Source organism: Nocardioides marinisabuli (assembly GCF_013466785.1).
Taxonomy (GTDB): Bacteria; Actinomycetota; Actinomycetes; order Propionibacteriales; family Nocardioidaceae; genus Nocardioides; species Nocardioides marinisabuli.
In genome coordinates this window covers 326,827-346,044 of sequence record NZ_CP059163.1, presented here as the reverse complement: position 1 = coordinate 346,044, position 19,218 = coordinate 326,827, and the positions used below count along the sequence as shown (strand labels likewise).

Sequence of the window (19,218 nt, the reverse complement as noted above, 5' to 3'; positions counted from 1 at the left end):
CATGCGGGTGGCACGAGCGGTCGGGACGCTGTGTCTCGGTGCCGCGCTGGCGGTGGCGGTTCTCGGGCCGCTGCGACCGGCTCCGGCGACCGCCCGCGCGGACGCCCCCTGCGCTGCCGTCGTCGTGGGGGAGTCCGGGACGTGGACACGTCGTCTCGTCCCGGACTTCCCGGTCGGTCCGCGACAGGCGCTCTCGCATGCCGTCGAGCGCACCGTCCCCTCGCGCCAGCTGCTCACCAACGGCCAGGCCGTGCTGCGCAGCACGGACGGCTGCGCCTGGCAGGAGGTCTGGCGGCTGCCCGACGCGCCCGCGGCCGACCTCCCGGTCTCCGCCGAGCACGACCGCGTGCTGCAGGTCCTCCAGCACCCGGTCGACCCCCGCCGGGTCTGGTTGGTGGTGGCGGTGGGGCAGGGGATCGCGGAGCGGGTCGACGCCGGGCTCCTCCTCACCCCCGCCGCCGCGGAGCAGCGCGACGGCACCAGCACGGTCGTCCTGCGCAGCACCGACGGTGGCGAGACCTGGGCGCAGGACGCGGCCCCGCCGATGCCGGGCGCCCCCGGGGTCCTGCGGGCCAGCCCGACCCATCCCGACCTGCTCCTCGTCCCCACCGCCTCCGGCCTGTACCGCAGCCACGACGGCGGCCGCAGCTGGACCCTCGTCCCTGCCGCGCTGCTGCTGCCCGGCGGTGGCACGAGACCGCTCGACGGCATCGCCAGCCCGGTGCTGGTGGACGTGGCCGTCGACCCCCGCACCCCCCAGGTGCTGCACGGACGCACCAGCGTGCCCGTCGTCTCGCAGGACGCGGGTCTGACCTGGCGCCGCGTCGTCGACGAGGTCGGCGCGTTCACCGGACCGTTCCTCTCGGATGCCCCGGGCCAGGAGCCCGACCTGCTGGTGGCGCGCCAGGTCGACACCACCAGCCCCGTCGAGGAGCTGCTGCTCGGGGACCGGCTCGCGACCCGGGCCCCCGTCGGGCCCGACGCACTGGGCGGCGTGCCCTGGCGCGCCGCCTGGACGAGCGCCGGCGTCGTCGTCTCCACCTGGGACCGCGGCAACGCGGCCGCCTTCCCCGACACGGGCCTCTACCTGGCCGGACGTGACGGCTCGCTGCTCGACATCGACGACCTGGCGCTCCCGTGGGTGCGCGGGGTCCAGGCCGACTCCGTCGACGCCGTGCACCTGCACACCCGCGGCGAGCTCCTCACCCTGTCCCCGACCTCCGGCCCCACCCCGGCCGGGCAGGTCGATCTCGACCCCTTCGACACCGGTACGCCGGCACCGCCGGCCCCGGCCGAGCTGCGGACCCCGGCCCGTCTCGAGGCGCCGACGGGCGAGCAGGTCGACCTGGACGCGCTGCTCGCGCTGCCCGCCCGCCCGCTCCCGCTCGACGTGTACTTCCTCGTCGACACCTCCAACAGCTTCGAGCCCGACATCGACGCCGTCGCCGAGTCCCTCGGCGACCTGGTGGACCGCCTGACCCGCGCGGGTGTCGACCTCCGCGCCGGGGTGGGCGAGCTCGGCACCCGCGAGGGCTCCCGCTACCGCCGCCACGCCGACCTCGCGCGCCCGGGTCCGTCGCTGGTGCGCGGCTTCGAGGCGCTGCGCACCGGTGGCGGCGACGAGGCGCACCTGGTGGCGCTGCACCAGACGGCCACCGGCGCCGGTCTCGTCGGCACCACCGGCCCGTCGGTCCCGGCCGGGCAGGCCCCGACGTGGCGGCGTGGCGCCCTGCGCACCGTCGTGGTGGTCACCGACACCGCGTTCATGGACGAGGGCGACCCCGACGCGCCGGAGCGCGCCGCGGTGTACGACGCCTTCGCCCGTCAGGACGTGCGGGTCGTCGGGCTGGAGGTCGTGCGCGAGACCGGCGACGACGGCGTCCCCGGCCGGTACGCCGGGGTCGAGGCCGCGGACGCCGCCGGGCGCACGTTCGACACGCCCGCCCGGCGCGACCTCGAGGACGTCGCCGCAGCGACCGCTGCCCTCGCGCCCGCGGGCGGGGTCGACTGCCGCGGCAACGGGACCACCGAGATCGCCGAGGGAGACCCGCTGGTCTGCACCACGACCGCCCTCCACCTGGCCGACCTGTCGACGGTCGCGGCCGCGCTGCGGCGCGTCCTGCTGGCCCAGGCGACCCCGCAGGAGGTGACGCTGCGGGTCCGGGGCGACGTCCGCGTGGTCCAGCAGGCACCGGCCGCCTGGACCTGGCCGGGCATCGACGTGCGTCGCGGCCACCGCCTGCCCGCCCGCGGCGGCGTGACCTGCCCCCACGAGCCGGGTCGGCACCTGCTCCGGCTCAGCGCTGCCGTGGCGGGGACCCGGGTCGCCTCGGCGCGCACCCTGCTCACGTGCGGCAGCACGGGCGGGCCGCCGGTCGCGGCGGGCGCTCCCGCCGCCGACCCCGTGCCGGCCGCCGACGGCGTGCCCGTCGGCACGGCCCCGCCCGGGCCGGCGCCCGCGCCCGCCCTGCCGCCACCGGCGCTGGCACCTGCAGCCCCGGCGCCCGTCGGCGGCGCGGCGCCCGCGGTGGGGACGGCCGCGGCCGCCGCCCCCGCCGGCGCGGCGGCCCCGGGGCCGCTGGCCGCGCCCGCGGCCGGTGCGGAGCAGGCCGACTCGCCCGAGCTGGCCCGGGCCGGGGCTCAGGCCGGGGCTCAGGAGGACGAGGCGGCGCCACTGCTCCTGGGTGCCGGTCTCCTCACCGCCGCGGCAGCCGTCGGCGCACGCCGACGCCAGCAGTCCTTCCAGCACTCACGCCAGATCTCCGGCCGCTCCTCCCGCTCCCGCACCCGAAGGACCCCTCGATGACCAAGCTCCCCGTTCCCTCCCCGCGTGCCTGGCTGCTGCTGGCGGCAGCCGTGCTGCTCGGCTGCTTCGCCTGGGGGCTCGCGTGGCTGTCCCCCGAGGACCGGGGCGAGCGGGTCGGCCTCGACGAGCTCGCCTCGCTGGTCGCGGAGGACCGGGTGACCTCCGCGGTGCTGCTTGACCAGGACGCGCGGGTCGAGGCCCGGGTCGCAGGCGGGACGGAGGTCTGGTCGGCGTACCCCACCTCGGACGCCGCCACGGCCCGGTTGCTGGAGGACCTCGTCGCCTCTGGTGCCCGGGTCGAGGTGGACCCCCAGCCGGGCCGCAGCGCCGGGCGGGTGGTCGTGACGACCCTCCTGCCGCTGCTGGTGCTGGCCGCGGTGTTCGGCGCGGTCGTCGTCGGTGGCGCCGGCGGCGCGACCGGCGAGGTGCGCCGCTTCGGCACCCTGGACCGCGGTCGCCGCGGAGGCCGGGTCGCGCCGCCGGCGACCGGGTTCGCCGACGTCGCCGGTGTCGACGAGGCGGTGGGCGAGCTGCGCGAGATCGTCGAGTACCTGCGCGAGCCGGAGCGCTACAGCACGGTGGGCGCCGAGCCGCCGAAGGGCGTGCTGCTCTTCGGACCTCCCGGCACCGGCAAGACCCTGATCGCCAGGGCGACCGCCGGCGAGGCCGGCGTCCCCTTCTTCTCGGTGGCGGGCGCGGAGTTCGTGGAGTCGCTGGTCGGGGTCGGGGCGGCCCGGGTCCGCGACCTCTTCACCCGCGTGCGCGAAGCGGCGCCCGCGATCGTCTTCATCGACGAGATCGACGCCCTGGGCAGGCGACGCGGGGCGGGCGGCAACGAGGAGCGCGAGCAGACCCTCAACCAGCTCCTGGTCGAGCTCGACGGGTTCACCGCCGCCACCGGGGTGGTCGTGATGGGCGCCACGAACCGTCCCGACATCCTCGACCCGGCGCTGGTGCGACCCGGCCGCCTCGACCGGCACGTCGTGGTCGAGGCCCCGGACCTCAACGGTCGTCTGGCGATCCTGCGCGTGCACACGGCCCGGCGCCCCCTCGACCCGGGGATCGACCTGCTCACCCTGGCGCGACGCACCCCCGGGCTCACCGGCGCCGACCTCGCCGGCGTGGTCAACGAGGCGGCGCTGCTCAGCGTGCGCGCCGGCCGCGCCACGATCGACGCCACCAGCCTGGAGGAGGCCGTCGAGCGCGTCGTCTCGGGTCCGCGCGGCCGCGGCCACGAGGCGACGGCCGTCGAGCGGCAGCGCCTGGCGGTGCACGAGGCGGGCCGGGCCGTGGTGGCCCACGCCGCCGGCGACCACGTGCACCGGGTCACGCTGGCCGCGTCGGGGCCGAGGGTCACCAGCGCCGACGCCGAGACGACCTGCTGGACCCTCGACGGCGTACGCCGCCGGGCCGGCGTGGAGCTCGCCGGTCGGGTCGCCGAGGAGCTGGTGCTCGGCTCGGGCTCGTCGGTGGGCGAGAACGGCCTGATGGAGGCGACCCGCCTGGCCCGCGAGGCGGTGACCCGGCTGGGGCTGGACCCCGACGTCGGGGTCGTCAGGCTGGCCGGGCGGGTCGCCGACGAGGCGCTGGACCCGGAGGCGACCGACCCGGTGCTCTCCGAGCGCCACCGTCGTCTCGTGGAGGACGGCGTGCGCCGTCTGCTCGACGAGGCGCGGGCCGAGGCGCGCACGGTGCTCGAGCGGCACGCGAGCGTGCTCGACAGCCTCGTCGACGAGCTGCTCGAGTCGGAGTCGGTGGACGAGGCGGGACTGCTCCTCCTGCTCGACGGCGACGCCCGGCCCGCGGCGCCGCCGCCGTCTCACGTCGTGACCGCGTCGGCCAGCCGCGCGTACTCGCCGCACTGCAGCACACCGTCGGGGTCGTAGGTCCGCGCGACCTCGGCGAGGCGCCGCAGCGTCGCCGGCGCGTAGGCCCGGCGTGCGGTCGTCTCGTCGTGCGGCGGGCCGAAGTTCGGCCAGATGCCTCCGGTGTCCCAGTCCGACAGCGCCGAGAACAGGCACTGCGCGTGCTCGGAGGAGCCGGTGCCCGGGATGCCGACCGCGAGGACGCTGTAGCCCGCCGCGCGGTGGGAGAACGCGTCGGGGTGGGCCGGCGGCCGGGCGTAGGCCCCGCCGAGCGCGCGCACCTCGACGAGCACCTGCGGCGAGCCCGACCCGGGGCCGGCCACGGCGAGCAGCAGCTCGGCGGCCTCGGCCGGGAAGTCGGTCAGCAGCATCGCCGGGTCGGTGCACGGCATCGGGTCGACCGGGTCGGCGTGGACGGCGTCGACCTCGGTGTAGGGGCGCAGGCCGGCGTCGTCGAGCACGACCGGCGCCAACCCCCTGATCTCGTCGAGCAGGGCCCGCCCCTCCGCGGGGTCGCCCACCCACAGGAAGCGCACCGCCAGGGTCATCCGCCCGACCAGCGGCGGCGGCACCCCCGGCAGGTCCGGCAGCTGGAACAGCGCGAACGAGGTGGAGCCGACCTCCGGCAGCCGGGCCGACCAGTCGCGCCACCGCTGGATCACGCCCTCGGCGTCGGCGCCGTCGAAGTAGATCGCGCCGCCGTAGAACGTCGCCTGCTCGACCAGGTCGAGCTCCACCGCGGTCACGATCGCGGTGGCCCCCTTGCCGCCCCGCAGCGCGAGGAACAGGTCGGGGTGCTCGGTGGGGGTGACCCGTCTGGCCACCCCGTCACCGGTGACCACGTCGAAGGCGCGCACCTTGTCGGCCGCGATCCCGTGCATCCGCGACATCGGGCCCACCCCGCCGCCGGTGGTGAAGCCGACGACCCCGACGTCGCTCGACGAGCCGTTGAGCGGGGCCAGGCCGTAGGGCGCCGCGGCCTCGATCACGCGCAGCCACTTCACGCCGGCCCCGACCCGCGCCCAGCCCTCGGGGTGGACGACCAGCTCGTCGAGGCCGGAGGTGACCACGAGCAGGTGCCCGGCCAGCGACGACTTCGCCCCGTGCCCGGTGGCCTGCACACCGACGGTGCAGCCGTGCTCGCGGGCGAAGCGGATCGTGGTGGCGACGTCCTCGGCTGTGCGCACGGCCACGACCGCGGCCGGCGCCATCTCGACGGCGAGGTTCCAGGCCGAGGCGCGCACGGCGTACTCGGGGTCGTCGGGGGTGTGCAGGGTGCCGGTCAGTCGCTGGCGCAGCTCCTCGAAGGGGGTGCGCGCGGCGGTCCCGGCGTCGACGGTGTCGTCGAACGTGGTGGTCATGGTCTCTCCTGGGTCAGGGCCTCGTCGGCCTGCGTGGTGGCGTCCGGGTGACGCCAGGAGGACCGTCGCCCAGGTCGCTTGAGGAGGAGTTGGCGGCGACTTGAGGGCCCGGCTCAAGTCGGCTGACGTGGGGTCAGTGGTGCGGCGGCATGAACAGGCCGGCCGGGTCGACGGCGCGGCGTACGGCGCTCAGCCGCGCGTGCACCTCGGGCGGGAAGGCCTTGCGGGTGTCGGAGCGCTCGTCGACCATCGGCAGGTAGGTGCGCCCCGACCAGGGGGCCACGGCGTCGACGAAGCGGCGCGCGTCCTCGCGCTGGCGGGCCCAGCCCGCAGGGTCGGGGTCGAGGCCCACGCCGAGCGCCAGGAAGCGGCCCTCCAGCCGGTCCAGCGCCCCTCCGCGGGGGTCGCGCTCGGCGAGGGCGCCCCCGAGCTGGCGCAGCTCGACCAGCGACAGCTCGCTCGCGGAGCCCGGACCCACGGCCCCGAGGACCGCGTCGACGGCGGCGTCGGGCAGGGAGTCGACCAGCACGCTGCTCGCGTACGCCGGGGTGGGGCCCTCGGGCTCCAGGTGCAGCCGCACGAGCGAGGCGGCCGGCACCCGCGCCACCGTGTCGATCTCGGGGGCCAGCGCCCGCAGCGGCGCCAGGACCTCGGCGGCCAGGGCGTCGGAGCCCAGCACGGCGCCGTCGACCAGCACCAGCCGGCGCCCCCGCATCGCGGCCGGCATCGCCTCCTCCTCGCCGACGCTGAGCACCCGGAACGAGGTGGTGACCTCGCGCGGGGCCGTCTCGCACCACGCCACCCAGGCGGGCAGCACCCGCTCCAGGTGGGTCCAGTCCCAGGCCAGCGTGCCCGCCACCACGCTCCGGACGGGGTGCAGCTCGAACTCGAGCGCGCACACCACGCCCAGCGGGGCACCGCTGCCGCGCAGCGCCCAGAACAGCTCGGGCTCGCTGTCGGCGCTGGCCCGCACCACGCTGCCGTCGGCGAGCACCACCTCGGCCGCGCGCACGGCGTTGCACTGCAGGCCCAGCCGGCGGGCGTACCAGCCGATCCCGCCGCCGAGGGAGTAGCCGACCACGCCGACGTCGGGGGAGGTGGGGTGCAGCGCGGCCAGACCGTGCCGGCCGGCCGCCTCGGCGAGGTCGCCCCAGAGCACGCCGGCGCCCACCCGTGCGGTCCGGGTCTCGGGCGAGATCCGCACCTCGGTCATCGCCGAGGTGCGCAGCAGCACGGCGTCGGCCAGCCGACCGGCCAGCGGCGGCGCGCCGTGCCCGGTGCCCTGCGCGGCCACCGAGAGCCCGTTCGCAGCAGCGGCCCGCACCACCTCGCCGACCTCCTGGGCGCCGGCCGGGTAGGCCACGGCGGCCGGGTGGTCGTCGAGCATGAGGTTCCACGGCGTGCGGGCCAGGTCGTACGCCGCGTCGCCGGGCAGGCAGACCGCCCCGCCGCACAGCCCACGCAGCCCGCGGGCCCGGTCGTCCTGCTGCACCGTCACGAGCGTCTCCTGTCCGCCTGGTCGTCGAGCATGCCCGCCCCCACTTGAGGACGACTTGAGCCGACCTCGTCGAGGATGCGGCGCACGGTCGCCGGGGTGAGGAACAGCCGCCGCGCGACGACCTCGGGCGCCAGCCCCGAGGCCGCCAGGTCGACGACCCGGCGCTCGGTCGGCGAGGGCCCGCGAGGCGCCTCCGGACAGCCGACGACCGGGTGGCCGCGTCGCCCCAGCCCCTCCCGGGCAGCCTCGTGGAGGCCGCCGGCACCGAGCTCCTCGGCGGTGCGGTGCGCCGCGAGCAGCAGCGGGACGGCCTCGGCGTCGGGCACCCGCGGCAGCCGGCCCAGCGCGCAGCGGGCCCGCGCCAGGGCCAGGGCCGCCGGGGTGCGGGAGAGCAGTGCGACCGCCTCGCGCAGGTCGTCGACCCCGTCGGCGCCGCGCAGCTCGCCGAGCTGGCAGAGCCCCTGGCCCAGCGCGCCGGGAGCACCCCACGAGCGCAGCAGGTCGACCTGGGCCGCGGCGGTCTCCTGCGCTGCCGCCGCCTCACCCAGCGCGTGCAGCGCCGCGGCCCGCACGGCGCGCCAGGGGTTCCACACCGGGTTGGCGATGGCGATGCCGACCGGCGCCTCGTCGAGGGTGGCCAGCGCCTCCGCCGGTCGGCCCTCGGCCAGCAGCAGCCGGGCCCGCGCCTGGGACAGGAGGCGTCCGCCCTCGCCGAAGGCCGGGCCCGGGGTGAGCCCGTCGGCGACCCGGCGGGCCGCCGCGACGTCGCCGCGGTCGAGGTGGCAGCAGACCGAGAACGCGCGCCCGACCGCCTCGCCGATGCCGGTTCCGCCCCACATCCGGTCCTGCTCGAGCCCGTCGCCCAGGCACGCGAGGGCGCCGTCGAGGTCGCCGTGCAGCCAGCGCTCGAACCCCTCCCACAGGTTGATCGACAGGGTCGCGAACAGCGATCCCCGCGCGCTCGCGACCCGGCGGGCGCGGCTCCAGAAGTCGCCGAGCGGCTCCTCGCAGACGGTGAGGACGACGGCGGCGTTGATCCAGAAGAGGCCGTCGTCGACGCCGAGCAGCTGGTCGTCCGCGAGCGCCCGGCGCGCCATCGCGACGACACCCTCCCGGTCGGTGCCGGCGACCAGCGACTCCAGCGCGATGGTCGCCGCCAGCATCTGCGCGCCCGGTCCATGGCCCTCCGGCGTCGGTGCCGGCGTGCGCCAGCCGTCCTCGTGGGCGTGCAGGAAGCCCGCCATCCGCTGCAGCGCGACCAGGCCCTGCCGCTGGTCCGCCGACCCCGGTGCACCCGGCGGGAGACAGGCGGCGGCCTCGCGGGCGAAGGCGGTCGCCACGCCGGGCGGGCTGGCGAAGACGTGGGTGGCGCCGCAGGCCAGCGCGATCTCGCCGCGGCGGGCCGGGTCGGGGTGCAGGCGGTAGGCCTCCTCGAGGTGGGCCACCCCGGCGGCGCCGTCGAACGCCGCCTCGAGCATCCCCAGCTGCAGCAGCAGCGCCGTCGGCCGCCAGGGCGCCTGCGGCTGCTCGTCGAGGGCACGGCGCAGGTAGGTCGCCGCGCTCTCGGGCGCGCCCCGGTCGGCCGCCGCCGCTGCGGCGCTGCGCAGCAGCTCACCGACCTGCTCGTCACCGCGGGCCGGGGCCACGAGCAGGTGGGCGGCGACCTGCTCGTCGCTGCCGCCGCGGGCGCGCAGCACGCCTGCGGCCCGCTCGTGCCAGCGGGCCCGCTCGACCGCCGCCAGGGACTGGTGCAGGGCGTCGCGCACCACCGGGTGCACGAAGGAGATCGGCTGGTGGTCGCCGAGCACCTCGGCACGGGTCAGCTCGCCGAGGGCTGCCACGGCCCGGTCCTCGGCCACCCCCGCCAGGTCGGCGACCATCACCGACGAGGCGCCGTCACCCAGCACGGCGGCGGCCCGGGCCACGTCGACCACGTCGTCGGGCAGGCCGCGCAGCCGCATCAGCACCGTGCTGGACACCGCCCGGGTGCCGATCGCCAGCACCCGGTCGGCGTGCGCGGCGTCCGGCCGCACGTCGTCGGCGGCCAGCGCCCTCAGCAGGTGGCTGAGCAGCATCGGGTTGCCGGCGGTCGTGCGGTGACAGGCCTCGGCGAAGAGCGGCGCCGGCTCGGTGCCCAGTGCGGCGGAGACCAGCTCCACGGTCGCCGCGTACGACAGCGCGGCCGGGCGCAGCAGCCGGGCGTCGGGCTCGAGGGCCAGCTCCGTCAGCGGCGCCTGCTGACGCAGCTCGTCACCCACGGTGCGTCCCGCGACGACCAGCAGCACCGGGAGCGTGTCCAGGCGTCGGGCGAGGTAGGCCAGGAAGCGCAGCGAACCGGCGTCGCACCACTGGGCGTCGTCGACGGCCAGCACGAGCGGCCCCCGCGCCGCCAGCGCGGCCACGAGCCGGTGCAGCCCGTCGAGCACGGCGAAGCCGTCGACGCGGCCCCCCTCGGCGAGGTCGAGGACCCCGCGGGCCGCCCCGGCGTCGCGCAGCAGCTCCTCGCGCCCCGGACCCTCGCCGAGCGCCGGCCCGAGCAGCTGGCGCACCACGCCGTGCGCGAAGGCGGTCTCCAGCTGCGAGCCGCGGGCGGTGAGCAGGCGCACCGAGCGCTCGGCGGCCAGCCGGCCGGTTTCCAGGAGCAGGCGGGTCTTGCCGATGCCGGCCGGCCCCTGCACCACGACCAGCCCGGAGCGTCGCCGGGCGAGCGCCTCGACCGCGCCCCGCAGCGTGACGAGCTCGTCGTGGCGCTCGACGAGCGGTGCCGTGCCGACGGCGGTCGGAGGGCCTGGTGCTGCTGCTGCGGCCGGCCCGGTCGGCGCGGCCGGGGCCGGCAGCAGGTCGGGGGAGTGGGCCAGCACGGCGGCCTCCAGGCGCTGCAGCGCCGGGCCCGGGTCGACCCCGAGCTCGTCGGCCAGGGTCCGCCGGGCGGTGCGCAGCGCGGCGAGGGCGTCGGCCTGGCGCTGCGAGCGGTAGAGCGCCACCGTGAGGGCGCGCCACCGCTCCTCCCGCAGCGGGTCCTCCTGCACCAGGGCCTCGAGCTCGGGCACCAGCGCCGCAGGGTCCTCGACCTCCAGCCGGGCCGCCAGCAGCCGTTCCCGGGCGACGCGGCGCAGCTCGGTGAGCCGGGCGACGTCGGCGGCCACCCAGGGCTCGTCGGCGTACTCCGCGAGCGCGGGGCCGGTCCACAGCGCGAGCGCCTCGCGCAGCACGGCGACGGCCTCGGCGGGCCGCTCGAGGCGCTCTGCGCGCGCCACGAGGGCCTCGAACCGCCACGCGTCGACCGCCTCCTCCGGCAGCCGCACGGCGTAGCCGGGGCCCTCGCGCACGATGACCGCGGAGCGGGCGCGGGCGGCCGCGCCCGGTTGCAGCCGACGGCGCAGGTGCGAGACGTAGGACTGCAGCGCACCGACCGCGGTGTCGCCGGCCTGCCCGCCCCACACCGCCTCGACCAGCCGCTCGACCGGCACCAGCTCGCCACGGGCCAGCAGCAGGACCGCCAGCACCGCGCGCTGGCGCCGCCCACCCAGGTCGAGGGGCGCGCCGTCGTACGACGCCCCCAGACGGCCCAGCAGGCTCACCCGAAGCAGGTTCGTCTCGTCCACCGGCACATCCACGCGCTGTGCACGCCCGGTCGGCGTGCATCCTCCAGGCTAGGCGAGCAGGAGGGTGCAGCGGCAGTGGTTATCGCCGGCGCCGCCGCGCCTGCGGGGAGCCCCGGGAGCCGACCCGCTCGTCACCAGGAGGACGTGGTGATGCCCGGCAGCTCGCCGCGGTGGGCCAGGGTGCGCAGGTTGATGCGCGACAGGCCGACCTTGCCGACGTACCCACGCGGGCGCCCGTCGACCTGGTCGCGGTTGCGCACCCGCACGGGCGAGGCGTCGCGCGGCAGTCGCGCGAGGGCACGGACGGCCGCCTCTCGCTCCTGCGGCGTGGCCGCGGTCCGCACGGCCTCCTTGAGCCGGGCGCGGCGCTCGGCGTAGCGGGCGACGGTCCGCCGGCGTCGCTCGTTGGCCACGACCTTTGAGGTCTTCGCCATCAGAGCCGCCCTCCCCGAGCAAGGTTGTCGGCGACGACGGCGTCGATGCCGCGCCGGACAAGGGTGGGTCGGGCTCCGGTGACCTGGCAGGTGCGTGGCATGGACTTCCTCGTGTGTGGGGCTCAGCCCTGGCGGGTCTGAGCCGGGGATTGCGCTTGTTGATGACGTAGGTGCGCCCGCGTCGGCGCACGACCTCGGGTCGGCCGGACGAACGGGCGTCAGCGGCTGGAGTAGGGCAGGAGCGCGATCTCGCGGGCGTTCTTGACCGCCCTGGCCACCATCCGCTGCTGGCGCGGGGTGATGCCCGTGGTGCGACGGGAGCGGATCTTCCCGCGGTCGGAGATGAAGGTCCGCAGGAGCGCGGTGTCCTTGTGGTCGACGTGGTCGACGTCGGGAGCCAGCAGCGGCTTCTTGCCGGCTCGGGGGCCGCGGGGCGTGGTCGGGGTCCGGCGTGCCGACTTGCGCGTGGTGCTCATCGGGCCACCCTCGGGTCGACGTAGCCGCGCTCGACGGCTCGGACCAGGCGGCGCGGGACCTGGTGGGTCTCACCGGCCACGGTGACGGGCACGAGGTCCGGCGCGGTGGCCTTCCACTGCGAGCGGCGGTGCCGGGTGTTGCTGCGTGAGGTGCGGCGCTTGGGGACGGCCACGAGTGCTCCTTCGGTGTGTGTGTGTGTGTGTGTGGGCTCAGGCCGCGTCGCGGATGTCGCCGAGCCAGGGCTCCAGCCCGTCCTCCGCGACGAGCCAGCTGCGGGCGTCGAGGAGGGCCTCCGTCGGGGTCAGCAGGATGTCCTCGAACGCCGCCTCGAGCTGGTCGGGGACGCTGCCGGTGCCGGTGACCAGGAGGCGGGTCACCGGGGTGCGCCGCTCCCAGGGGCCGTGGCTGCCGATGCTGAGCTGGCCACCGGCCCCCGACCACTCCAGCTGGACGCCGGGGCGGGTGGGCAGCCAGAACGACCCGCGCGAGCGGAACGGGCCGGCGCCCAGCCGCTCGACCTGGTCCAGCAGGCGGTCGGGGTGGAACGGGCGCGGGGAGCAGAGGTCGAGCCGCCACGCGCCGCCGCCCTCCAGGGCGGGCAGCTCGGCGTCGAGCCCGAGGGAGAGCCACGCGCCGGCCCGGGTCGGCTGGTGTCGCTGGGCGACGATCGTGACCGGGTCCAGGTGGGCGGGGTCCGTGGCCACGCCCGCCTCCGGCCGGGCCAGGGCCCGCACGAGGTCCGTGGCCGCGGGTCCGGCTCGCCCGTCGAGGACGACGAGGTCGGCCAGCTCGACCTGGGCGCAGGCGACCTCGCCGACGCCCCGGTCGTCGCCGGGGTTGGAGTGGGCGTCGCGCTCGCGCAGCAGGTCGTCGCTGAGCAGGTCGTGGACGACGCCCTCCCCGCCCAGGGCGGCCACGATGCTGCTCAGCCTGAGGTGCCGGGCCAGGCGGGCGTCGGTGGTCAGGGCGTGGGCCAGCTGACCGGCCTCGGTGCCGGTCGGCAGGCCCGACACGACCGCGCTCCAGCGTCCGTCACGCGCCAGCCGCTCGAGGGTGGGGAGGATGTCCTCGCGCAGGGCGCACGAGACGCACGCGTGCTCGAGCTGCACCTGCTCGTGCTCCAGGACCCCGGTGGCGTCGCTGACGGTGCGGGAGAGCACCTGGGAGTGCGGGTCGATGCGGTGGCGGACGGTGACCGCGCGGGGCAGGTCCCAGGCCAGGCTCATCATCGTCGTGTCCATCGCGGTCGGGTCGACCCCGGTCACGACGACGAGGGGCGTCCTCATGCGCGGCCCTCGTAGCGACGCCTGAACTTCTCGACCCGGCCCTCGTTGTCGAGCGTGCGGGCGGTGCCGGTCCAGAACGGGTGGCTGTCGCTGGTGATGTCGACGTCGGCCACCGGGTAGGTGGTGCCGTCCACCTCGACGACCGCGTCGAGGGGGCGGCCGGCCAGCGTCGAGCGGGTGACCGTGATCCGGCCCGTCGAGCGGTCCCGGAACGCGACCGGCCCGTAGGTGGGGTGCAGGTCCTTCTTCATGGGCTACTCCTAAGAATGAGAATCGTTCTCATCATACATGGATGGTGGGGTCCTGCTCCAGCGCGGCGAGGCGCGGGAAGCGGGGCACCCCCACGACGAGGGCGCCCACGAGGCTGGCGGCCAGCCCGAGCGAGGCTGCCCGCAGCGCCCACTCGGTGCTCGCGGCGCCCGCCACGACGCCGCCGAGCGCGGCGCCGAGGGGGCTGCCGCCCCAGGCGATGAGCCGCGCCGTGGTGTTGACCCGCGACTGCAGGTGATCGGGGGTGACGACCTGACGTACCACGATGCCGTTGACGATGAGCGCGGTCATGGCGAGGTTGAGCACCAGCAGCAGCGGCAGGGCGACCAGCAGCGTCGAGGTGAGCGACAGCGCCAGCACCGAGACCAGCGCCAGCGCGTAGCCCGAGGTGGTCAGGAGCCCCACGCCGACGAGGCGCTGGAGCCTGGGCAGCGCGAGGCTCGCGAGGAACGTGCCGACCGCGCCCGCGGCGAACAACCACCCCAGCCGGGGCGAGTCGGAGGCGAGGCCGAGCTGTTCGACGCCGAGGACCACCAGCAGCCCGGTGACGGCGCCGCCGGCCAGGCTGGCGCCGGTGCCGAGGACGGTGAGCCAGCGCACCACCGGCATCGCCCAGATGTAGCGCAGCCCCTCGGCGACCTCGGCGCGCAGCCGTCGGTCGGGGGCAGTCGGGCGTACGTCGTCGCTGCCGGGCCACCGCAGCCGCGCGGTCAGCGCCGCGGCGCCGAGGTAGGCGAGCCCGTCGATGCCCAGCACGAGCGCGGGGGAGGTGACGGTGACCAGGACCCCGCTCACGAGGGGGCCGACCAGGCCGATCGCGGTGCCGACGGTGACCAGGCTGGAGGTGGCCGAGGCGACCCGGTGGCGCCCGACCATCTGGGGCACCATGCCGAAGGACGCCGCGTCGGCGAAGACGAACAGCGAGGAGATCGTGGCCGCGACCACGACCAGCTGGGTGAACGAGAGCACCCCCAGCAGGTCGGCGGCCGGCACGGTCAGCATCGCCAGGCCGCTGCCCGCGCTGGCCAGCACGAGGACGCGACGGCGGTTCCACCGGTCGACCAGGGCCCCGGCCGGCAGGCCGAGGACCAGGTAGGGCGCCGTCTCCACCGCGGCGACCGCCGCGGTCAGTGCGGCGCTGCCGGTGAGCCGGTAGACCAGCACGGGCAGCGCCACCAGCGTCAGCGCGTTGCCCGCCATCGCGATGGTGCGGGCCGCGAGGAAGCGGCGGTACGTCGGGTCGGCCAGGGCGCTGGTGTCGTTCTCGACCGTGGTCACAGGCTGGGCGGGGGCAGGAGGAGCAGGGACTCCGGTGTGGGTGGACGGCCCGCGACGTCGGTCCAGCGGGGCAGGCCGTAGTATGGGAAGGCCGCGGGGGCGTTGGGCACCAGCCCCCGGGCGCAGACGCGCGCGACCCGCAGTGGGGTCAGGGCGACGTCGGGGGTGGTGAGGTCGCAGACCACGACCTCGTGCCCGGCGGCCTCGAGGGCCGTGCGCAGGCCCGCGTGCGTCCCGGTGGGGAGCTCGTCGACGGCGACCCGTGCGGGCGGGGCGGTGAAGCGGGGGAGCAGGCGGCGCTGGACCTCGGGGTCGAGCCAGACCTGGGCCTGTGCGCCGAGGTCGCGCACCCGTTCCTGGCGCCCGCCGGCGACCGCCAGGTAGTCGCGGTCGGGCCGGTGCGGCAGGTAGAGCCCCCGGGACAGGATCCCGGCCTCGACCGCGTCGAAGACCCAGCCGTCCGGCTCCAGCAGCCCCTGGGTGAAGACCCAGCTGTGGATGGCCTCGAGGGCGGCCTTGGTCGCGGTCTCGACCGGGTCCAGCTTGGCGGAGAACCCGCCGGCCACGATGCCGGTCTCGGGGTCGCGGACGACCGCCGCGACCACGGGCACCCCGAACCACGAGGGGAGGGCCAGCAGGTGCAGCTCGAGACGGGAGCCGGCCAGGTGCTCGGCCAGGCCGGGAACGCTGGCCGGGTCGATGCCGCGCGCCGGCAGGTCGAGGTGCCACCACAGCGAGAGCGCGTCGCGCTCGACCAGCTCGAGGAGGCCGCGGCGAGCCGCGTCGTCGAGGCCCTGGCCGGTGGCGATGCCGGCGTAGTTGACGTGGTGCAGCCGCGGGTCGCGGCGGCGCGGGCCGGTGTGCCAGTTCAGGTGCGCCCAGGAGGCGGGCACCAGCACCGGGCCCTCGGCCCCCCGGCCCTCGAGCCAGGCGATCTCGACGTCGTCGGTGAACCGCTCGAAGGGGAACCCCGGCTGCTCGTGCTGCCAGTCGGCGAAGAAGCGGAGGTCGTCGGGGCCCAGCAGCCGGTGCCCGGCGGCGGCGAGCCCGCGCGCGGAGCCGCGGACCAGCCCGGCGGGGACGTAGTTGCCGCAGTAGCGCTCGACCGCCTCTCCGATCGCCGCGACCCGCGCGCCGGGGAGGTCGTCGAAGGTGGTGCCGAGCGAGACCCGGTCGCTGGGCCAGTTGCCGTGCACCCGGGAGTCGGCCACCTCGGCGGTGATGCCGACGTACGAGGCGGGCAGGCCGGGGAGCCGCTCGACCGGGCGCAGGCCCAGGACGACGCCGAGCTCGGGGTCGACGAGGTGCTCGAGCGTCAGCGGGGAGGTGGGGGCGGTCATGCGATGAGCTCCAGGTGGTGGCGGGGGACGGGACGGTGCGGACGCAGGGAGCGCGCGTAGCGGGGGAAGTCGTCGGTGCCGAGCCGCAGGTCGAGGTCGCCGACGTCGCCCTCGCCCAGCACCAGCGGGCCCAGGGTGAGCAGGCGGCCGCGGGCCGCGCCGTGGGCGACCTCGCGCCCGCGCAGGGTGAGGGAGGCGCACCACTGCTCGTGCGGGTCGACCTCGAGGTGGACGACGGCCTGGACCGGCGGGGTCGCGCGGGTGCGGCCGGTGTGGTCGAGCGTCGCGACGCCGCGCGCGGGCTCGCCCGCCAGGACGGTCTCCAGCCAGGTCAGGATGCGGGTGGCCCGATGGGCCCCGGCGAGGTCGTGGCCCCAGGGGCCGAGCACGAGGTGGGCCGGCCCGCCCCACGCCGCCCAGAGGTCGACGGTGTCGTGGGCGAAGAAGTCGTCGGTGCCGCCGATGGCGAGCAGCGGGCAGTCCAGGGCCGCCACGGCGGCGGCGCGCTCGGCGTCGTGGCGGCATGCGGTGACGACCTCGCGCCACGGGCGGCGTACGTCGTGGGCCAGCCACCAGCCCAGGCGGGAGGCCAGCTGGAGCACCCCGCCCCTGGTGCGTGCGGTCTCGCCGAGCCCGAGGGCCGGCACCATGGCCACCACGCCGTCGGGCCGCTCGACGCCCGCGGTCGCCAGCGCCGCGTGGGCGCCGTACGAGGTGCCGAGCAGGACGACCGGCGCCGAGCAGCGCGAGCGGACCCAGGCCAGCAGCGCCGGCCCGTCGTCGAGGCGGTCCTCGGCGTAGGGGCGGAAGGTGCCCGGTGACTCGTGGCGCCCGCGCACGTCCTGGACCACGAGGCCGATGCCGCGCGCGACCCACCCGGCCGCCTCGCCCTCGTGCCCGGCCGCGCCGTACGGCGTGCGCGCGACCAGCACGGCGCGCGGGCTCCGGGGCCACCACGCGTAGGTGGCCAGGCCGCCGACGGTCGTCCTCACCGGGGCTCCGGCGGCACGGGCAGGACGGGGCGGCGGGCCACCGTCAGGTGGTGCAGGTCGACCGTCACGGCCTCGTGGGAGGGGCGGTCGCGGCGCAGCAGCTCGGCGGCGACGGTGGTCGCGGCGAGCTCGAGGCCCGCGGGCGGCACCAGCACGCTCGAGGCGACGTGGCGAGCGCCCGGGACGGGCCGGGTGAGCGGCTCGGTGTCGCGGTGCGCCGTGGCCGCCCGGCGCCGGGCCGCCACGTCGACGGCGGGCACCGCGGGCGGTGCGAGCAGGACCCGGTCGCCGCTGATCCAGCAGGCCACGCCGGTCGCGGGGAGGTCGCTGTCGTCGTCGCGCGCGACGACGGGTGTGCCGCCCGGTCCGACCCGCGACCCCATCCGGACGAGCGCGGCAGCCAGCGCCTCGGCGAGCAGGCCCTCGCCGACGACGGTGTGGTGGGCGGGCGCCGGGTCGACCAGGCCGGCGTCGACGAGGGCCTCGAGGGCGGCGCGCGCGCCCGCGCCCTCGGGGGTGGCGCCGGTGGCCAGGGCCTCGACGAGCTGGTCGCCCTCGGCCCGCGCGAGGTGGACGTGGTGGTGGGTCTCGCCGACGCGGAGGAGGTGGCCGTCGCGGCCGGTGAGGAGGGCGACGTCGGCGCGCAGCCGCGGCGAGCGCTCGTACCGGGTCTGCTGGGTGTGCCGGGTCGTCTGGGTCGTCTGGGTCGTCTGGGTCTGCAGGATCAAGGCGGGGTCCTCGGAGTGGGACGGCCCCCGCGCGCCCGGATGGGCGCACGGGGGCCGGTCGACGGTGCTCGGTCAGTCGGCGTCGGTGGCCTCGACCTCGTCGAAGGGGTTCTCGACCAGCGCGTTGCTGTGCCCGGCGGTGTGCGTCGAGAGCTGGGTGCGCTGGGCGACGGGGGTGAAGAGCTCGTTCATGGGGTTCTCCTCTGTGGTGGGGGGATGCGGTCCGGATCGGGCCGCGGTCACAACCTAAACCATAACGAGAATCATTATCAACTAGGGACCGACCGAGCTGGGGTCAGGGGAGCGCGAGCTCCTGCTCGACGGCGTCGAGGACCAGGCCGAGCGAGATCGTGCCCCGCCCGGTCGCCCACACGGCGGCCTCCACCTCGACCACGCGGTCCCGGCGTGCGGCCGAGAGCTGCGCCCAGGTGGGGTCGCTCGCCAGGCGGTCGGACAGCGGCTCGGTGTCGTCGGAGGCGGAGAAGGCCTGGGCGAAGACGACGTCGGGGTCGACCGCGGCGACCTGCTCGACGGCCACGCTCGCGAGCGGGTCGTCGCCCGCCGGCCACGGGTAGTCACTCACCTCGGCGAGCAGCGAGCCGGTCGGGGTCTCGACCGAGTCGACGCCGAGGCTGCCGGGCTCGCCGTACATCGACAGGGTGGTGAGGTCGCTGGGCTCGCTGGCGACGGCCTCGACGCGCTCGGTGAAGGCGTCGGCCGCGGTGTCGGCCGCCTCGCGGGTGCCGGTGAGGTCCCCGACCGTGCGGAGGAAGTCGACCGAGTCGCGCCAGGACCGGGAGTCGACGAGGTAGAGCGGGGCGGCCTTCTCGACGGCGGCCCGCAGCCCGTCCTGGGCGCCGGCCAGGCCGATGACGAGGTCGGGCTCGGCGAGGACCACGTCCTCGACGTTCTCCTCCCCGAAGCCGCCGGTGACCTCGCGCATGTCGGCGTCGGAGCCGACGTAGCGCTCGTCGAGGGCGAGGGCGTCGCGGTAGGCGACCGGGGTGATGCCCACCTCGGTGAGGGCGTCGACGCAGATCATGGTCAGGCACGCGATCCGGGCGGCGGGCTGGTCGAGGGTGATCTCGACCCCGGTGTCGTCGGTGACGCTGACCGGCCCCGACGTGGCCTCGCCGGGCGCGGTGGCCGGCTCGGAGGCGTCGGCCCCGGGGTCGGAGGCGCCGCACCCGGACGCGAGGCCGGCCCACAACAGGGCGGTCGTGGCGAGGGCGAGAGGGCGGACGGGTTTGCGCATGGTGGCTCCTGTGCTCGAAGGTG

At 77.0% G+C, this 19,218-nt stretch carries 16 protein-coding genes; 2 read left to right on the top strand and 14 right to left on the bottom strand.

Features of this window, described 5'->3' with window-relative positions; genetic code table 11:
- Position 1 precedes the first annotated feature (1 nt).
- Both H0S66_RS01645 and H0S66_RS01640 read left to right on the top strand, forming a co-directional pair.
- Entirely contained in the window at positions 2-2,806 is a 2,805-nt protein-coding gene (locus tag H0S66_RS01645; RefSeq protein WP_179613833.1) for a hypothetical protein, read from the top strand.
- Positions 2,803-4,692 (top strand): ATP-dependent metallopeptidase FtsH/Yme1/Tma family protein, encoded by a 1,890-nt coding sequence (locus tag H0S66_RS01640; protein ID WP_179613832.1) that lies wholly within the window; start codon positions 2,803-2,805, stop codon positions 4,690-4,692. Before H0S66_RS01645 ends, H0S66_RS01640 begins: the two co-directional genes overlap by 4 nt.
- Here H0S66_RS01640 and H0S66_RS01635 read toward each other — a convergent pair.
- The 14 genes from H0S66_RS01635 to H0S66_RS01575 all read right to left on the bottom strand — a co-directional run bounded on the left by H0S66_RS01635 (position 4,626) and on the right by H0S66_RS01575 (position 19,195).
- Entirely contained in the window at positions 4,626-6,032 is a 1,407-nt protein-coding gene (locus H0S66_RS01635) for an FAD-binding oxidoreductase (RefSeq protein WP_179613831.1), read from the bottom strand. The two genes, H0S66_RS01640 and H0S66_RS01635, sit on opposite strands and share 67 nt — an antisense overlap.
- A 133-nt stretch (positions 6,033-6,165) precedes the next feature.
- Positions 6,166-7,530 carry an FAD-binding oxidoreductase gene (locus H0S66_RS01630; protein ID WP_218876194.1) on the bottom strand — a complete coding sequence of 455 codons (1,365 nt, stop codon included), beginning with the start codon at positions 7,528-7,530 and terminating at the stop codon, positions 6,166-6,168.
- Positions 7,527-11,135: an ATP-binding protein gene (locus H0S66_RS01625; protein WP_180923753.1), complete on the bottom strand. Its 3,609-nt coding sequence runs from the start codon at positions 11,133-11,135 to the stop codon at positions 7,527-7,529. Before H0S66_RS01625 ends, H0S66_RS01630 begins: the two co-directional genes overlap by 4 nt.
- A 131-nt stretch (positions 11,136-11,266) precedes the next feature.
- A complete protein-coding gene (rpsN, locus tag H0S66_RS01620) occupies positions 11,267-11,569 on the bottom strand; it encodes a 30S ribosomal protein S14 (protein WP_179613829.1) in 303 nt (100 codons plus the stop codon).
- Between the two features lie 218 nt (positions 11,570-11,787).
- The gene (rpsR, locus tag H0S66_RS01615) at positions 11,788-12,045 is read right to left on the bottom strand and encodes a 30S ribosomal protein S18 (RefSeq protein ID WP_179613828.1); all 258 of its coding nucleotides are present in this window, start codon (positions 12,043-12,045) and stop codon (positions 11,788-11,790) included.
- Complete coding sequence (rpmF, locus tag H0S66_RS01610) at positions 12,042-12,218, bottom strand: 50S ribosomal protein L32 (RefSeq protein ID WP_179613827.1); 177 nt, start codon at positions 12,216-12,218, stop codon at positions 12,042-12,044. The genes rpsR and rpmF overlap by 4 nt, the downstream gene beginning before the upstream one ends.
- 37 nt (positions 12,219-12,255) lie before the next feature.
- On the bottom strand, positions 12,256-13,332 hold the full coding sequence (locus H0S66_RS01605) for a CobW family GTP-binding protein (RefSeq protein WP_179613826.1): 1,077 nt from the start codon (positions 13,330-13,332) through the stop codon (positions 12,256-12,258).
- Positions 13,329-13,583, bottom strand: coding sequence for a type B 50S ribosomal protein L31 (locus H0S66_RS01600; RefSeq protein ID WP_179613825.1), 255 nt, complete (start codon positions 13,581-13,583; stop codon positions 13,329-13,331). The genes H0S66_RS01605 and H0S66_RS01600 overlap by 4 nt, the downstream gene beginning before the upstream one ends.
- A 31-nt stretch (positions 13,584-13,614) precedes the next feature.
- Positions 13,615-14,880, bottom strand: coding sequence for an MFS transporter (locus H0S66_RS01595; RefSeq protein ID WP_179613824.1), 1,266 nt, complete (start codon positions 14,878-14,880; stop codon positions 13,615-13,617).
- The gene (locus tag H0S66_RS01590; protein ID WP_179613823.1) at positions 14,877-16,220 is read right to left on the bottom strand and encodes a YcaO-like family protein; all 1,344 of its coding nucleotides are present in this window, start codon (positions 16,218-16,220) and stop codon (positions 14,877-14,879) included. The genes H0S66_RS01595 and H0S66_RS01590 overlap by 4 nt, the downstream gene beginning before the upstream one ends.
- Complete coding sequence (locus tag H0S66_RS01585; RefSeq protein WP_179613822.1) at positions 16,217-17,212, bottom strand: CocE/NonD family hydrolase; 996 nt, start codon at positions 17,210-17,212, stop codon at positions 16,217-16,219. The genes H0S66_RS01590 and H0S66_RS01585 overlap by 4 nt, the downstream gene beginning before the upstream one ends.
- Entirely contained in the window at positions 17,209-17,940 is a 732-nt protein-coding gene (locus H0S66_RS01580; RefSeq protein WP_179613821.1) for a hypothetical protein, read from the bottom strand. The genes H0S66_RS01585 and H0S66_RS01580 overlap by 4 nt, the downstream gene beginning before the upstream one ends.
- A 72-nt stretch (positions 17,941-18,012) precedes the next feature.
- Entirely contained in the window at positions 18,013-18,132 is a 120-nt protein-coding gene (gene amiA, locus H0S66_RS20260; RefSeq protein ID WP_246305094.1) for a streptamidine family RiPP, read from the bottom strand.
- 103 nt (positions 18,133-18,235) lie between these two features.
- The gene (locus H0S66_RS01575; RefSeq protein ID WP_179613820.1) at positions 18,236-19,195 is read right to left on the bottom strand and encodes an ABC transporter substrate-binding protein; all 960 of its coding nucleotides are present in this window, start codon (positions 19,193-19,195) and stop codon (positions 18,236-18,238) included.
- Between the last annotated feature and the right edge of the window lie 23 nt (positions 19,196-19,218).

What these genes read in the sequence shown, in the direction of transcription:
- H0S66_RS01645 (WP_179613833.1), top strand. Translation starts at nt 2, where the DNA reads ATGCGGGTGGCACGAGCGGTCGGGACGCTGTGTCTCGGTGCCGCGCTG.
- H0S66_RS01640 (WP_179613832.1), top strand. Translation starts at nt 2,803, where the DNA reads ATGACCAAGCTCCCCGTTCCCTCCCCGCGTGCCTGGCTGCTGCTGGCG.
- H0S66_RS01635 (WP_179613831.1), bottom strand. Translation starts at nt 6,032, where the DNA reads ATGACCACCACGTTCGACGACACCGTCGACGCCGGGACCGCCGCGCGC.
- rpsN (WP_179613829.1), bottom strand. Translation starts at nt 11,569, where the DNA reads ATGGCGAAGACCTCAAAGGTCGTGGCCAACGAGCGACGCCGGCGGACC.
- rpsR (WP_179613828.1), bottom strand. Translation starts at nt 12,045, where the DNA reads ATGAGCACCACGCGCAAGTCGGCACGCCGGACCCCGACCACGCCCCGC.
- H0S66_RS01605 (WP_179613826.1), bottom strand. Translation starts at nt 13,332, where the DNA reads ATGAGGACGCCCCTCGTCGTCGTGACCGGGGTCGACCCGACCGCGATG.
- H0S66_RS01600 (WP_179613825.1), bottom strand. Translation starts at nt 13,583, where the DNA reads ATGAAGAAGGACCTGCACCCCACCTACGGGCCGGTCGCGTTCCGGGAC.
- H0S66_RS01590 (WP_179613823.1), bottom strand. Translation starts at nt 16,220, where the DNA reads ATGACCGCCCCCACCTCCCCGCTGACGCTCGAGCACCTCGTCGACCCC.
- amiA (WP_246305094.1), bottom strand. Translation starts at nt 18,132, where the DNA reads ATGAACGAGCTCTTCACCCCCGTCGCCCAGCGCACCCAGCTCTCGACG.
- H0S66_RS01575 (WP_179613820.1), bottom strand. Translation starts at nt 19,195, where the DNA reads ATGCGCAAACCCGTCCGCCCTCTCGCCCTCGCCACGACCGCCCTGTTG.